Here is a 15,463-nt window from a genome sequence, read left to right on the forward strand (position 1 = left end):
AAAAAAAGTTTATAATGACTTTACTTTCCACAATCGTGCTGGTTTATGGCAAAGTGAACTTCACCAATCTGGGCCGCTATAGTCCTGCCACTAGAAAAAACTTATCGGCGGCTATTTTTAAAAAAGTTTGATTGGGAGCAATTCTCTAAATATTTTATTAAAAAAGCCTTGAATCCTGAACGCACAATTATTGCCGTTATTGATTGTTCTTTTTTGAGAAAAAGTGGTAAACATACTGAGGGAAAAGGTTATTTTTATAATGGTATTGCGGGAAAAGCTGAACAAGGATTAGAAATTTCTGTGATTTCTGTTGTCGAAATTGAAACTCATATTTCCTATAGTTTAAGCGTGCAACAAACTCTTTCGCGTCCGACCACAGAACCACCGAAAAACTCCCTAATTTTTACTCGGAAAAGAAACTTAAAAAACGGAGTAAAAACAGGTATCTGAAACCTTAACACCTGATATAACAAGAGTTGACGACTATGCAAAGCATTTAAAAAATACTCGTTCTTTGTTGCCAGAATCTGTACGTTATTTGGTGGCTGATGGCTATTATTACCGCGCTAAATTTTGGGATGCTGTTCGGGAGTCAGATCTCAATTTGATTAGTAGATTAAGGGTTGATGCCAACCTGAATTACCTCTATACCGGAGCAAGGAATAAATTCGGCGCTCCTCGTAAATATGATGGTAAAGTTGACTGCAATAATTTGAAAAATCTAACTTTCGTCAAAGAAATTAAGCCAGGAGTTAAGCTTTATTCATTATTAGTATGGAGTTGTTGCTTAAAATGCAAAATCCGTTTGGCTTGTATATCTGAGCTTCAAGCTAACGGTAAAACCAAAAATGTTTTATTGTTTAGTACCGATATCAATCTCAAGGCTGAGCAAATACTTGAGTATTATCAAGCTCGTTTTCAAATTGAATTCATTTTTCGGGATGCCAAACAATTTACTGGTTTGTCCGATTGTCAATCTGTGAATAGCCAACGGCTTGATTTTCATTTTAATGCCAGCCTAGCGGCCTTAAATTTAGCCAAATATGAAGCCTCTAATCGCCACTTGTCTGCCCATCCATTCGTGTTTTCAATGGCCTCCTATAAACGCCTGGAATTCAATCGGCATCTACTTTATACATTTATTAGCAAGTTAGATTTAGACAAGGACTTGATTTTAAATCATCCTAACCTCCCCTCAGTCTTGTCTTATGGTACTCTGGCTGCTTAAAAACTGTCCGGACTATTGATTTATTGGTTAATGAAGTAGCCTACCGAGGCTTTACAGAGAGAAGCCTCGGCGCAAAGCATTACAGTTCTAAGTCATCGCCGTCGAAATGATAATTAGCCCTTTGATTTTGACAGGAATTAGAGTTATCTACTATTCCATCAAAATAAGGATTAGGGTTAGCAGCCGTCTCCGCCCAGGGGGTATCTGCTAAATTCAAATTGCCTTCAAAAACGTTCTCTCGGTAGCCATCAGCAAAGTAGTCAGGAGTACCATATCCCTCTGTTTGCTGACTGCTATAACCGTTGTTTCGATACCCGTTAAGGGAGGACTCGCACGGGTTACTTTCATAGCCGCTAGCATAGCCATCAGCCCTGTAACCTGGTTCAGTGCCATAGATATTGTTTGGCTCGTTCATAAATCCTGTAGCTACAAAGTAGTAAGAATCAACAATTCAGCGTAGCTAGGGATAACGAGTGGGGGTTTCATCCGATAGTCGTAATTAAACTACCGCCTATCGGCGGATATGTAAGGGCGATCGCCCTTACCTGAATTTTTAGTCGTGAACTTTCACGGCATCCAAAATGACGATCGCTATTTGGCTAGAGCAATTAGTAAAAGCATTGTTTGCCATGCAGCGTCCAAGGCTAGGGCAAACGCAAATAGTCCCAAAATAAAGCAGTAAAATTAAAATGAAAGATAGTTCATCGCTTGCAGAAATGCTATATGAGCGAATCCGAGAAGCTCCACCTTATTCCTGGTTTCCGTCTCCCCCAGAGCTAATTGAGCTTATGCTTGAAGAAGCTCAAATTGTTTCAGGAATGTACGCCTTAGAACCAACAGCCGGAGATGGCTTATTAGCGCAAGCTATGGTTAGAGCGGGTGCAATTGTTGATGTAATTGAGATTAACCCTCTGCTACAAGAACTCCTGTTCCAAAAAGGGTTTAATTTAGTTGGAAACGACTTTTTAACAACTGAACCCCAAAGGCGATATAGCAGAATCTTGGCAAATCCCCCATTTTCTACGCCCCACATCAAAGGAGTGGATTTAGATATTATACAACGTGCCTATAACCTTTTTCTAGCAAAATCTGGACGGCTGGTAAGTGTTGTTAGCAATTCCATGAATGTTCGAGCCGATCCGCGATCTCAATCATTTCGAGCTTTCCTTAAGCGCACGTCAGCTAAGTTAATTGAACTTCCCTTAGAGATATTTTGGGGAAGCGATCGCCCGGTGACTGTTGAGAGCTACCTAGTCGTAATAGACAAAAAGTAGATGATTGCTTCCCCACTATACCGTTTGGTTAGTGGGGACAGCACTTTATTGATAATTAGAAATTAACTCTCAATTTCTAAGTCTCAATCAAAGATAATCCCTTGAGACTTAGATAACTCTCTGATAAAACACAACAGATATCGCTGTGAAATATCCAGAAATATCTACGCTAGCACGGTCAATTTTATAACTAAAGCTATTACCTTAAAATCCCTCTCCTGTTATGAATAACTCCCTACCCAATACCCCAGCCCATGTGGTGCAATACGAGCTGATTGCGAACTCTTCCAAGCTCTCTGAGATTCTATCACCTTTGATGAAAGCTCGTGTTATAGGCATAGACACAGAAACTACTGGGCTAGATCCACTTACAGAACGCATCCGACTTATCCAAATAGCTGCTCCTCAGCACCCAGTGATAATTGTCGATCTAGCTGCTCTTGCTGACAGCGAATTATCGCCTTTAAAAGCACTTCTAAACAGCAGTGCGCTCAAAGTATTTCAAAATGGTAAGTTCGACTGGCAGGTACTAGAAATGGCTGGGCTTAGACCGTCTGGCCCATTTTTTGATGTGATGTTAGCGAGTCAGGTATTGCGTTCGGGACTGAAGAAAGACCACGATCTACAATCCCTTACCTTTGAATTTTTAGGAATAAAACTTGATAAGAGCTTACAGTCAAGCAATTTCGCAGGAAAACTATCAGCTTCTCAGTTAGAATACGCCGCTTTAGATGCTGCTGTCCTGCTGAAACTTAGAGCGCGGCTGCACTCAAAACTTCGGAGTGCTGGGTTACTAGAAACCGCCAAAATTGAATTTGCAGCGATGCCTGCTGTAGCCCAAATGGAACTAAATGGAATGTTACTGGATGTAGAACAGTGGCATTTGGTGGGTGAGGAACTGAAAGCTCAAAAGCAGGCTACGCTGGTGGAATTAGTGAAAGCCGGTCTTAAACCAGCCCCTAGCGCACAACTTTCGCTATTTCCAGATATGGTGGAAACCATAAATCCCCGCTCATCTGTACAAGTTTTAAGTGCTCTTCAGGCTCTCAATATTCCAATTAAGTCAACAAGCAAGAGCGAACTTATTCCTATAGCTCGCCAATATCCGGTTATCCAGTTGTTACTGAATTATCGAAAATTAGCATCTTTGTGCTCAAATTTTGCTGAGGCATTACCGAAACATATTCACCAGATCACGGGGAGAATTCATCCCAGTTATCGGCAATGTGGTGCGCGTTCTGGACGCTTTAGTTGTAAGCAGCCAAACCTGCAAAATGTTCCCAGAAATTGTACGGTAAAAGGAATGCGTGCCTGCTTTATTGCTCCTCCCGGATATCAAATTATTAAAGCAGATTACAGCCAAATCGAGCTAAGGATTGTCGCTGAAATATCTGGCGATGCAAAAATGTTAGATGCCTATGTTAAAGGTGAAGATTTGCATACTTTAACGGCTTCTTTGATTACGGGAAAACTATTAGAGGAGGTAACGACAGAGGATAGACGGATTGCTAAATCAGTTAATTTCGGATTAATTTATGGCATGGGTGCTGCTAAACTTCAAGCTTATGCTGAAGAAAAGTACGATGTTCTTTTAACTTTGGAGGAAGCTAAAGAGTTTAGAAAACGATTTTTCCAAGCTTATTCTGGAGTTAAAAGATGGCATGACAGCATCAGGAGAACTGTGTACGTCAAAGACATCAAGCAAATTCGTACAATTGGCGGACGTAGAAGACGGTGGGCAAAGAAACCCAGGCTTTCTGAGTTGCTAAATCACCCTGTTCAAGGAACTTCGGCTGATATGTTAAAAGTGGCGATCGCTCGTTTGTTCAAACTCCTACCCAAAACAGGAGCAAAGTTGATTGCTGTGGTACATGACGAGATTTTGTTAGAGTGTCCGCAAACAACTTTAAAAAGAACCAGTTGCATTCTAAAAAAAGTTATGGTGGAGGCTGGAGAGCTATATTTGCAGCAAGTTCCGGTTGAAGTGGAAGTAAAAATTGCTTCTTCTTGGGCTTGAATTTAATTAGAATTGAGAAGTTTTACTCGACTTCATCTTCAAGCAAGATAGTGTTGAGAAGATTCAGTTCGCTAGATGCCATAAAATAGCGATCGGCGAAAACGGTTTCTAATTGTGCAAATACTCGCCGGCCTGCCACAGCCACCCAAGGGAATGATTCATATTGTGCTATTACAGGCATCACTAAACCTTGAGGTGTTAGGGAGCGTCCTAGTGCATTCCTCCAAATTTCCGCGTCTTCTAATACCTGTTCGCCAATCCCATCCTCTAACTGCTCGCTCCAAAAATGGGGATAATCCAATGGTAGACCAATTACCATATTTTTTGTTTTGAAAGCCTGAATAGTTGAGTATTCAATGATGCTTTCCTGCTGTTCGCGAATCAATAACTTATGCAATTCTTTTGCCGGACGTTTGAGTTTTGGTGGAAACTTATTTCCTTCATAAATTTGTCGTAGTAATCCTAAAAGATGATTGCTATTTTCCTGAATATCCGTTCGCCATCCCTCAAAGCTGAATCGTTCCTCGGTTTTGCGATCGCTCCAGTCTTCCATCCAAAATGGTCCGATACAAGTTAAGCTCTCTGGAATCACCAACGCATCGTTTTCCAACGAGGGCAATAACCGACTTGAAGGACGAGAAACAGTCTTGATCATCGCTTCTAGGGTTTGATAATCTACATAAGACTTAGCATTTTTATCCGGTGCTAAACCTTGCAATTTGAAACGAGCAAAAATTTTTCTCGTTAGCTGCATTGCCTTACTGACAATTCCTTTAACATCTTCATGGTGAGGATCGTAAATAAAAACTCTAGCCTCATGCAAGAAACTCCAAACATCTTCAGACATCAAGCTCAATAATTCTGTGTCACCAACTGAACCAACTGGGACAAAGGCAATTCGCTGCCGCTTCAGTCCGGCATCCCCTTTGATGCGCGTGTAAATGGTAGAACGCAGCATCACGAGCAAAGTCAATAAATCGCTTGCCTGACGCAACCAGACTCTTTGACGATCGATATCTTCTTCTACAACGATAACATCGTTGATGAGCATAACTAACCGTCGATTTTTGTCATCTCCAGAAACTTTCTCTCTAGTTTCTGGATTTGTATATTTTCCCCGACCTCGATAAATCAGTTGTGCAATTTCCATCAAAGCGGCTTCAATATTGAAGCGGGGAATTGCCGCAATAATCCAATCGGTTTTAGGGAAAGAAATTCCTCTCGCCCCTGAAGAAGTCATCAGAAAAACTCGGATCTGATCGCGTCGTGGTTCCTGTACCAGTTCCAAGCGTTGATGCGGTGGCACGCTTTGATCCAAAACCGCTACCTGTTCGTTCTCGCATAGAGCATCTGTTCCCATTGTCAATTTCTCACGCAACTGACGGAGAAATCTTTTATCTTGGGCAAAGAAGATTAGCTGCTCTGCTCCTTGTTTTAACCCGTTTTGGATTTCTTGATAAGCATTCATCAAAAATTTGTCTTGTAGTTGTTCTCTAATCGCTTGTCGGATTCCCTGCTTTCTGCCATCACTGATTAACTCGGGTGTGACAAGTGAAAGGCGAATACTATAGTCAATGTTCAGTTTTGAAGCTGGATAGCTATTTGTCATTACGTGCAGTGTCGGGTATTTTTTGGGACCGACTTTTGTATAAGTACCCGTCACCCGAAATGCAGCTTCACCCTGACTTGCACTAATTAGCACTTTGTCAGGAGCGCGATTCCCTGAATTAAGAAAGTTATTGAGAACAATTTCATTGCTCAACGAGGCATCGGCAACAATCAGAACAACCTTAAAGGGCGATTGAGTTCCTTCAAATGGTTCAATAAATTGTTCGTGTAACCATTCGGCTAACTTATGAACAAAGGGCGCTCCTGCACCATCGCCAGCTAGTTCATCTACCATTACAATAATTGTAGGAATTTGCTTCGCAAAGGTCTGACGTTCATTTTTTCCCAAAGTCGTATGCGCTTTTTTTCTAAACAAATTACTGAGGGCATCGACTGTGGTTTTTTGATCGAGCAAACGATAGCCTTGAATCGCAGCAGTCATAACCAGACGATTCACCTGCGGATTAGCTTCTAGCAATCGTCGCGCCGCGCCTGCTAGGGTACGTAAGACACCCGGAGGTTGAGATGAGGCCATACTGTCCTCTCGTTCGGAAAGAGAATGTTTATAGCGGGTAGAGGCGACAACATTACAATCAATTTCGTGTTCCTCTTCGGGGGTCACGAAGACGGTACTGCAATCGGGATGATTGAGTTTTTCAATGCCATCAACAACAACAGCACCATCAATACGGCGATATTCCAATCCATGTTTCTCGATTTGTTGCTTGTACCATTTAGAAGCTGAAGCAATTAAATTAGCATTACTTGTTAGGGTCAATATACCAGTAGCATTACCGTTTTTTCTAGCGAGGTTTGCTGTTACATCTCGATTAATCACCACTCGCGGACTGACGTAAAGAAATAGGAATCCTTCAGACTGTTGAGTAAGAAAGTCTATAACAGCCGTAGTTTTACCAATTCCCGGATTTCCCTCTAAAGCAATTACATTTATTCTCCCCGATTGGGCAGCATTTAAACCTGCAACGACTGCGGCAGCATGAACTTTGCGTAATGGAATTTGTGCGTTTTGTTGACTCTGTATATCAAGGGCAAGTGCAAACTGGGACTGAGGATTTTCACCAAAAAACTCCTTCAGTTCTGCTGTTTCCTCAATGGCGGCGATCGCATCCTCCCGTAAAATCTCCTGCATCGGGCTATAAAATCCCTCTACGTTCTCCTGAAATAGGAAGTGAATATCTCCTCCCAATTCAGGTAGTTGAGCAATTTGCTTCGCTTGCTGCTTGAAATTAGGAGGTAGCGATCGCACCAACTTATTGAACACTACACGAATTTCTTGCTCTAGTTCGCCGGGGGCATCATCGCTCAGTTTGCGAACATTTCGATAGGCTTCCCCCAATGATTTCATCAATCTAGCTCTAGGGTCTGGTTCTGGCTCTCGATCGATGAAATGAGCTGTGAGGCTTTCAAACCCATTAGATGTTACTGCGATCGCTCTGGCACTACAAGTTCCCTTTAAGCGATCGCGCGATCGCAACAAGTGAATCAGGCGTTCAGTGTAAGATGATGCCTGACAGAGCTTGAACAAAGGTTTATCAGAACTACTAAATGCCGATAAATGACTCGCCAATTTGGACGAAAGCGAAAACTCCTCACCTTCTACCTCAGCACAAACCTTAGAAAAAACTCCCCGTGCATCCATATAGCGGGCATAGCGATTAATTTCTTGTTGGTGAGACGTTTCAGTTCTAAAGTCTGCCAAGTTTGCAGGTGCGTTATACGAGAACTCTAGACAGAGGATAAAGTGCTCGAATTTCTGACGTTTGTTTTCCTTTTGGGTCAGAAATCTTGCATATTTACTCGTTAAATTACCTTCTGTGTTCTCCTCAGTTGATAACCATAAGAGAAAATCGGCTCTAGCAGGTTCTCCTGTGTAAAGTAAAGCCCGATCTGGTTTTCCAGGTAGATTGAAAGCCGTTTGAAATGCCTTAGCTGTCTTTTCTTTCTCTTCATCTCTGCCAGATAGTTCCCCTGGAAGTGCCAGAGGACACCAAATTGCTTCCAGCTTTGCTTTACGAACAGGATTGTGCTTAAGGCATTCCCGCATCGCCGTCCAGCCTAAACCATAGCCCATTACTAGCAGATGACGCACCATCGTCCCTGCCCATTCTTTGGCATTCGTATCTGTTAGTTGAAAGCTTCTAACCAATTGATTGTTAATATCTGCATTCTTGAACGCTTGCCAAGGTTGGAGAACCGGATGATTATCCTGAAGCAATCCTTGATGAATCAGATGTAGTAGTACCCCGCGTTTGACGGCAATTTCAAACACCTGACCCCAAATAGATGCCTGACGAAGAAACGATAATTGCATTACTTCCTCCGGTGTAAAACTTGAGAAACATGACTGAGTAAGGCGGGGTAGCTGAGTAATACCCGTCCTTTCCGACGAGTGTGCAAAACTTCCACTTCTCCAGCCGCTTCAGTAGTGGTAGGTGATATCCAGCTAAATGGGTCTAGTACCGGGATCAGTTGTCCATTTTGGACCCCTCGTTCGGCTTCAATAAAATGCAATCCTCGCAGCACTGAAATTAAACAGGGATGAACGCTAGACTGCTGTTCTGGATTAACTAAATGCTGACGGCTACGTTCAGTCCAGTCAATATTGCTAACCCGCTGGTCAGATACTAGGAAATAAACGCAGAAACCCGACTGAGGACGCTGCGCTTCTTGAATTGCAAAAAGTGTGGCAAATGTATAAACCGGAATCACATCGCGCACGCGAACTTTTTCAACAGACATCAAAAAACTCGTATGGTCTCCAGCCCGTAAAATTTCAAAGGCGGCTTCATTAGAATTTCGCTTCCGTAATCTCGTAGCTGGAAATACATCCCGCTGCATTGTATAAATCGTCAAATCGGGGAAAGTTTGAAAGACTTCTTCAAGGAATTCTTTATGAGTTAAGGGAGAATTGTAATCTGCTGCCCGATTTATTCGACGACCGCCATAGGCATGAGACAATAAAATAATATGCTGGCATCCTTTGGCTTTTAGATAACCAATCTCTTCTTGCACCAGTCGTTGTTTTCTCAACCGTTCTGGAGAATCAACTACGTCTGACTGCATTCTATCCATCTTAAGTTTGTAACCTGAAAACGGTTGATTAATAGCTGTAGCAATGTAACTTTGAGTTAGAAAAAGATAGCCCTTTTCATCTTCGCTCAAACAATTTATCTCATCGCAGGGACGGGTTGCATAGGAAATTAAACCAATTTTCGGAACTGTTGGCGGAGTTGGTGTACTGATGGCAATGGGAAATGCACTCAACAAAGCGTTAAAAATGCCCCATTTAATATATTTGGAATTTTTACTCTCAAGATTTTGAAGAACAACCCCTTGCATTCGGATAGGAGTGTTTTCACTCAAAATTGCTTCAAGAGCTTGGGCTGCTGCATAAACATAGGAATCACCATTTCCTTCATCACTCTGTTTACCTATTTCTTGTAATCGCAGCATCAAAGTTGTAAACTCAACTGGCTCCAAATCACCAGATTGTTTCAAGCGTTGAATAACCCGCCATAAGCAGCAGTAAACTAACACTATAAATGCAGTAACTGCTGCTGCATGATACTGTTTACTTTCCTCAGCTCCTTTTTTATCTGCTCGTCGCTTCAAAGTTTTAACATCGTATTCAACTTGGAGAGCGGCTGGTAATATCCATCCTTCGATTGATTTTGTAGGTCTCGTAAATTTGTAGATCCATTTATTATCTTCTCCTTTATGAGAAGAAGTCGGAACCCAACAAATTTGAAGAATTTTCTGTGGCAATAAGCGCTGTACCTGAATTGAATGTGGAGGTCCTTTGGTTGCCAAATTATATTCAGAAAGTTCAGCACTCACCTTGACTGAGAATAGAAGCCCCTGCATTTCTGGTCGATCGCAAATTTCAATATATTTAAACCATTCCACCTGTTCGCGAGAACGTTGCTGGGGTCCCACAAGTAAATCTCGAACACCAGATTCTGCCCCTTCTAATCGCGACCACTCGATGATATCTCGGTTCACGCAGATGAATTGTTGGGAGGAACGATGCTGAACTTGAGAAATAATCTTTTGGCTTTTTGTGCGGAGTATGGAAATCAAAGCTGTTGCAATTAATTCCATTGAGGGGGCGCGTTTCTCTAAATCCTGTAGCACCTGACTAACAGAAGCCACGCCGCCAGTTTTTAGCGTTTTAAGGAGTTGCTGTACTGAATTCGATAGTGATTCTTTACTTAGCGATGCTTCATCCTCTTTTGGAACAACGACTGCTAAAAATATAAGTTCAGCTAACCGACGACAAGGATGAGGTGAAACTTCATTATCGCCAATTAATTCTGCTCTGATTTGATCGAGTCGCCCCTCAAAAGCAGGTTTGCCCAATTCAGGATTTTGTCCGTTGACTCGAAAGCGATAGCTGACCTCCCGAATAACGCCATAACTGGAACTGGTTGCTGCTTGATTTCTCACTTTTTCCTCAAAAATTTGGGTTTTCCATTCAGCCCAAACCGGAAGACAGGAATAGAAGATTGCTTTGCTCAAGTAATCTAGCAAGTCGAATTCAGCAGCATTGCCGAAATGAGCGGTTAAATCGACGGTGTAACTGGTTTCTTTGGCAGATTCAAATAGAGTAAGTACCCGATTGACGTATTCTGCTAATAGTTGATATTCCGGTTTATTAAGCATCTGGGCATTTTCTGCGATCGCTTCCATAATCTGGAAGGTAATTGTTAGGCGAACGCGGGCTAATGCTTCATCATCTAAAAAGTTCAAAAAACGATTGATTTGGCTATCCTCTCTTTCCTGTTCCGCAGCTAGACTATCAAGAGCTGATTCAATGTCATCTTCATCACAGTCACGCTGAACAAGATGCTGGCTGACTGCCTTGCACATTTGTTCAAAATAATCAATAGCCTCAACTCGTTCAATTGCTGATATTACTTTGGCTACAGTTGTGGAAGAATTATCCGGCTTAACATCTGCGGATTGAAATTCTAGGGGGATAAGATTAGCTGTGTTGGCTTGATTTTTGAAAGGAGTACCCGCTGCTTGTGCCAGTTGATTGATTTGCTGAATGGGTTGCTCTAACAGCAGTGAAGATAAAGAGGCTTCTTGGGGTAAAGCAGTATCGATTGCCTGGTCTATCGCAGCGATTAATCGGTCAAGGGCAGCAGGCAACTTCGCTGCATTGCCTTCAGTCAAACAGCCTCCTATGCGAGAGCGAGTGCCGTATGCGGGCATTGGCAAGTTCTGAATAAACCCATCGCCTTTAGTTGGATTGAAAGCTTTTGTGAATTCCGGCTGTGAAAATAACCGGAGAAGAACGGCTGAAGTACAAAGTCTGAGGCGTTTGTCTTTTAGCTGAAAAATCAATGCTGGCTTGTATTTGGGGTCTTTGTTGTCAGCATTTTCCGTCAGGTTGTTTGGTGAAAGTGCTTTAGCAATTAGATCTACGAGCGTAGCCAGATCAATAGAAGACTTGGGCGCTCGTGCCTGAATTTCGGCACCGCTTTCTTTTGAGTGCATATTAGTTTTGTCTTTATATACCAGTCTTTTGACTGCTTCACCTATTCGAGCTTTACAGTCCGAACCGATGGAACCTATTCACTTAATAACTTAAGAGTAGGCAATCTGTCAACCTAATTCACTATCACGGCTGTAACGCTTCTCTGAAAAGGCTTTCGCCAGCATGGATGAAAGCGATTGCGGACACATTGTGGCTATCATAGGAAAGTCTTGCTTGCAGTAAGTGAGTTAGTTAAGAACTCTATTCCTCTTGGACACTAACCAAACAATTCCTGTAACGGAATAGAAAATCGCGATCGATCCGGCCCACTAGCCGATCTAGCATAAGTCGCTTGATTGCGAATCGCTAAAATCTGCTCCTCATCCCGCTGCATCGACGGCGTAAACTGATAACGCTGTTGCCGCAAATCCTGCAAAGTCACCTTCAATTCATCGGGCTGTTTCCCTTGTACCCGATCGCGATAGTAAATTTCCTCAGCACATTTTCTCACAGCATTACCGACTTCTGCGGGCGTACAAAGCCTGTAATCCCTCAACAAAATTCGCCATTCATCATCCGTCCAAGGCGACTCAGAAGCATTACGAAACTCAGGAAAATATTTTTTCAGATGAAGATTGAAAATCTCATACATCGCCCCTTCGTGAGGCAAATCTACAAAGAAAATATCATCAAAGCGACGAATTAATTCCGGTGGTAACATCCCCAAACGGTTAACTGTCGCCACGATATAAATTGGGTATTGATGCTCTTGCATCCACGTTAAAAGCTTCCCCGATAAGCGCCTAGAAACACCGCCATCTGCATTGGAATTCCATCCTGCAAAGCCTTTATCAAAATCATCCCAATAGAGAATTGTAGGACTTAAAGCCTGAGTCAGTTCCAGCAGTTCGCGCAAAGCTAAATCTGGTTTGGAAGAACCGACAATCGAACCCCAATCAGCCGCCAACAGCGGTACTCCCATCTTCTTAGCTGCAAGTTTAGCACTCAGACTTTTACCCGTACCCGGCGGCCCCCAGAGAATCATTCCTTTGGGAAATTTCAATCCGTATTTCTCTGCTTCTGGACTCAACAACGAAGCCACCTTTGACAGCGACTCGTCTAGCAAGTCTAAACCGCCTGCATCCGGCACATCTGCCTCGGCAATAAACTCTAGGCCTCGCCCCCGCAACTTATTAACCTTATGGTCGAGCACAAACCGCGCCATTTCCTCTACAGTCGAAGCAAAAGCTAGCGATCGCTCTAAAATTAACTCGATCTCACCTTGGGGCAATCCCTGACAAGCTCGAACCACTTCTGCTTGCAATATCTCGTCACTTTTGTCACCAAGCCCAGGATGGCGATCGCAAAACAACTCTACCACCCTTTGCGTTGCAACACGAGACGGTAATGGAGTCGTCAGTACGGGAATCAACGGCTGCAAGTTCATCGGCAGTTGTATGTAGTTTTCCAGCACCACCAAAAACTGACGAGCCGCAGACCAAGATGAATGATAGTAAGCATTCGCTAGTTGAAACCCCAGGCGCGAACTCACCTGACCCGATTCGTCAAAATCTAGCACTCCTTCGAGAATGTAAATTCCCTCTCTCCTACTTTCTAATAGGAACTGAAGCACGTCAGCATCAGGGTGTAGAGCGGTATTTTGTAAGATACATTGACCGTCACAAGTCACAATTTCCTGCAAGCAATTGTACCCAGAGTTCCAAAAGAACACGGGTAAATGCAGTTCCTGCCCCCAATTGTGAAACTGTACTAACACTCTGATTCGGTCAGCCGTGTAATACTCCAGTCCAACAATTTTAATGCCGGTTTGCGCCAAACTGAGCCAGTCATTGAGGATACGCATAAATTCAACGATAAGAAATATTCAACTGTTCTCTTCTCATTGATAGGCTACGGTCGAGCCTTGCCATCAGCCAATAGTTCTACATTAATCAAACCTCGGCTTAATTCTTATGAATTATTTACTTAATTTACTGAATTGATATAATTACTTATCTCCGCTGATTCCCCAAAATTACACATACATCAATTTATGATTTTAATAGCAGTAACTATACTTAAAAACTATTATAAAATTAGTGTAATTTGAGAGCGCCTAACGGCGCTGTTAGCCGTGAATTAGTTTAATAAAATCAAACTTCATGGCTACAACAACAGCTAAAAACCATAACTCTCGCTCATCCAACGGAGCGGGGACTTTGAATGGCAAAAGCAATGGTGGTACTTCGGCAACGCTCAACAACCATGCTGCTAAGTTAAAAAGTCCAGCGACAGCTACCCAATCGCAGGTTAGCCGTCGTCCAGTAGCAACAGTAGAAGAGCAAGCCGAGGCACTTCTAGGCCGCGTGCGAACTACCATTCTGAAAAAGTTTGGAGTCAAAATTCAACTGCGCGAAAAACGCCTCCAAACTGTCGAATATGTAAAACTCTGCTCTCCCTAAAAACGGTAGAGTAGAGTTTTTATTTTCTTCATATTGTTAATATTTTAAACCACGATCGACTTTAATACGAATATTTAAACTTTTAATTTATTTGAATTTAATTAATTTTAAACACAGCAATTAATGCTTTTGAGAAAATTCAAGCCCAATAATTAAACTTAAAGAGGCAGCGATTGCTGCTGTGTATATGAACAAACTTGAATTTAGGAAATTTGAGAAATGAGAGTCACTGAAAAAGTTCAAAAGACTAATGCAGCCAATACCGCTAAAGCTCATAAAACTCAGATAAAAGCGCTCGACAAGTGCATTAGTTACAACGATAAACTTCGCCTAATGGTACTAGAAGTTTTGAGAGAAGAATCAGGTCGAGAACTGGCAAGCGTTGCTCGCTTTAACGGCGGTCAATTTGATTGGGAGACACATAATGCCCAATTTCGCGCTGACTACAGCGAGACACCTTTAAAGGAATTGATGCGTGCTGGTCGCATCCTATACGGATTGACCGACATGGATGCAATCCGCGATCGCCGTGCCAAGCATCGGGGCATTCGCAATCAACGGCTCGCCCGTCAGAGCAGCGGAGTCGCTTCAAGCTCGCAAAGTGTGCATGAAGAAGTGGATGTTGCTGACGACGACATTGATGATTTGGATTGAGTCGCTTGAGCAACTAAGAATATCAAAAATTGCCTGTTAAGGGCAACTTCCCTACTCCTCATTTTAGGAGTGGGGAAGCTTATTGCCACCCACCCACCCTTGAATTGAGAGCTATTTTATTTTGTTAGAGCTATATTCGACCTGGATGTGAATTTTAGGCAGCTAAAAAAGGAGGAAAAAAGAGGAGAAAACAGCACAGTTATTACTCATTACACCTCGTAATTCCTACTTTTAGCTTTCGCAATGGGTATAAATGCTTATCTTTTTTGTAAAGAATTGTTGCTTTTGACGCGATTTTTTGTATTTTAGACCCTTCTAAATCCTCTTCAATCCTCGTAGTTAGTGCGCTAGTCGCATAGCAAGCCATGTCAAATAGACGTTATAGGGGGGTAAAAATCAGCAATTTAGGATTTTTATGGTTTTTGCAAGACTGCGATGAAAACTGTTGGAAATTGGAGTTAGCGATCGCACACGACAACAGCCAAGACTAGAAAGTTATGGGGCAGTTTGGACTTCGACAGAACTGTGCGATCGCTTGCGTGAGTCGATATTGAAGCCAGGAGTAAGCCTGTTAGTGTACAGGATAGCCTTGGGTACGATGGAGCGAAGCATCGCCAATTGAACCTTAGAATAAAACAGCCCTACTCACCCAGTCGGGGCTGACGTTTCCCTCAATCCTGCCCGCTGCTCCAACAATGGAATGCACTGCCCTGGCTT

11 protein-coding genes are annotated in these 15,463 nt (G+C 42.6%); 7 read left to right on the top strand and 4 right to left on the bottom strand.

What is annotated here, in order from left to right:
• The first annotated feature begins 168 nt into the window (after nt 1-168).
• Together OSCIL6407_RS37550 and OSCIL6407_RS37555 are read left to right on the top strand one after the other, a co-directional pair.
• Nucleotides 169-450 (top strand): transposase, encoded by a 282-nt coding sequence (locus OSCIL6407_RS37550; RefSeq protein WP_019488081.1) that lies wholly within the window; start codon nt 169-171, stop codon nt 448-450.
• Nucleotides 451-514: 64 nt separating this feature from the next.
• Nucleotides 515-1,228, top strand: coding sequence for a transposase (locus tag OSCIL6407_RS37555; RefSeq protein ID WP_019487609.1), 714 nt, complete (start codon nt 515-517; stop codon nt 1,226-1,228).
• Nucleotides 1,229-1,307: 79 nt separating this feature from the next.
• Here the strand turns inward: OSCIL6407_RS37555 and OSCIL6407_RS0129455 are convergent, their stop codons facing one another.
• Nucleotides 1,308-1,643, bottom strand: a complete 336-nt coding sequence (locus tag OSCIL6407_RS0129455) for a hypothetical protein (protein ID WP_007352765.1) — start codon at nt 1,641-1,643, stop codon at nt 1,308-1,310.
• A 274-nt stretch (nt 1,644-1,917) separates the two neighbouring features.
• Between OSCIL6407_RS0129455 and OSCIL6407_RS0129460 the strand changes: the two genes are divergently transcribed.
• Both OSCIL6407_RS0129460 and OSCIL6407_RS0129465 read left to right on the top strand, forming a co-directional pair.
• Complete coding sequence (locus OSCIL6407_RS0129460) at nt 1,918-2,502, top strand: hypothetical protein (RefSeq protein WP_007352766.1); 585 nt, start codon at nt 1,918-1,920, stop codon at nt 2,500-2,502.
• A 223-nt stretch (nt 2,503-2,725) separates the two neighbouring features.
• Nucleotides 2,726-4,519 carry a bifunctional 3'-5' exonuclease/DNA polymerase gene (locus OSCIL6407_RS0129465; protein ID WP_007352767.1) on the top strand — a complete coding sequence of 598 codons (1,794 nt, stop codon included), beginning with the start codon at nt 2,726-2,728 and terminating at the stop codon, nt 4,517-4,519.
• Between the two features lie 22 nt (nt 4,520-4,541).
• Here OSCIL6407_RS0129465 and OSCIL6407_RS0129470 read toward each other — a convergent pair whose 3' ends face one another.
• From OSCIL6407_RS0129470 to OSCIL6407_RS0129480, 3 genes are all read right to left on the bottom strand, one after another.
• Nucleotides 4,542-8,459, bottom strand: coding sequence for a helicase-related protein (locus tag OSCIL6407_RS0129470; protein WP_007352768.1), 3,918 nt, complete (start codon nt 8,457-8,459; stop codon nt 4,542-4,544).
• The gene (locus tag OSCIL6407_RS0129475) at nt 8,459-11,650 is read right to left on the bottom strand and encodes a hypothetical protein (RefSeq protein ID WP_007352769.1); all 3,192 of its coding nucleotides are present in this window, start codon (nt 11,648-11,650) and stop codon (nt 8,459-8,461) included. The genes OSCIL6407_RS0129470 and OSCIL6407_RS0129475 overlap by 1 nt, the downstream gene beginning before the upstream one ends.
• 257 nt (nt 11,651-11,907) lie before the next feature.
• On the bottom strand, nt 11,908-13,494 hold the full coding sequence (locus OSCIL6407_RS0129480) for an AAA family ATPase (protein ID WP_019488082.1): 1,587 nt from the start codon (nt 13,492-13,494) through the stop codon (nt 11,908-11,910).
• A 298-nt stretch (nt 13,495-13,792) separates the two neighbouring features.
• On the opposite strand from OSCIL6407_RS0129480, the gene OSCIL6407_RS0129485 reads away from it, so the two are divergent.
• The 3 genes from OSCIL6407_RS0129485 to OSCIL6407_RS35790 all read left to right on the top strand — a co-directional run bounded on the left by OSCIL6407_RS0129485 (nt 13,793) and on the right by OSCIL6407_RS35790 (nt 15,368).
• The gene (locus tag OSCIL6407_RS0129485; protein WP_019488083.1) at nt 13,793-14,092 is read left to right on the top strand and encodes a hypothetical protein; all 300 of its coding nucleotides are present in this window, start codon (nt 13,793-13,795) and stop codon (nt 14,090-14,092) included.
• A gap of 219 nt (nt 14,093-14,311) precedes the next feature.
• A complete protein-coding gene (locus tag OSCIL6407_RS0129490) occupies nt 14,312-14,746 on the top strand; it encodes a hypothetical protein (RefSeq protein WP_007352772.1) in 435 nt (144 codons plus the stop codon).
• Nucleotides 14,747-15,191: 445 nt separating this feature from the next.
• On the top strand, nt 15,192-15,368 hold the full coding sequence (locus tag OSCIL6407_RS35790) for a hypothetical protein (RefSeq protein WP_007352774.1): 177 nt from the start codon (nt 15,192-15,194) through the stop codon (nt 15,366-15,368).
• Nucleotides 15,369-15,463: the final 95 nt, after the last annotated feature.

It is taken from the genome of Kamptonema formosum PCC 6407 (assembly GCF_000332155.1).
Classification (GTDB): Bacteria; Cyanobacteriota; Cyanobacteriia; order Cyanobacteriales; family Microcoleaceae; genus Kamptonema; species Kamptonema formosum.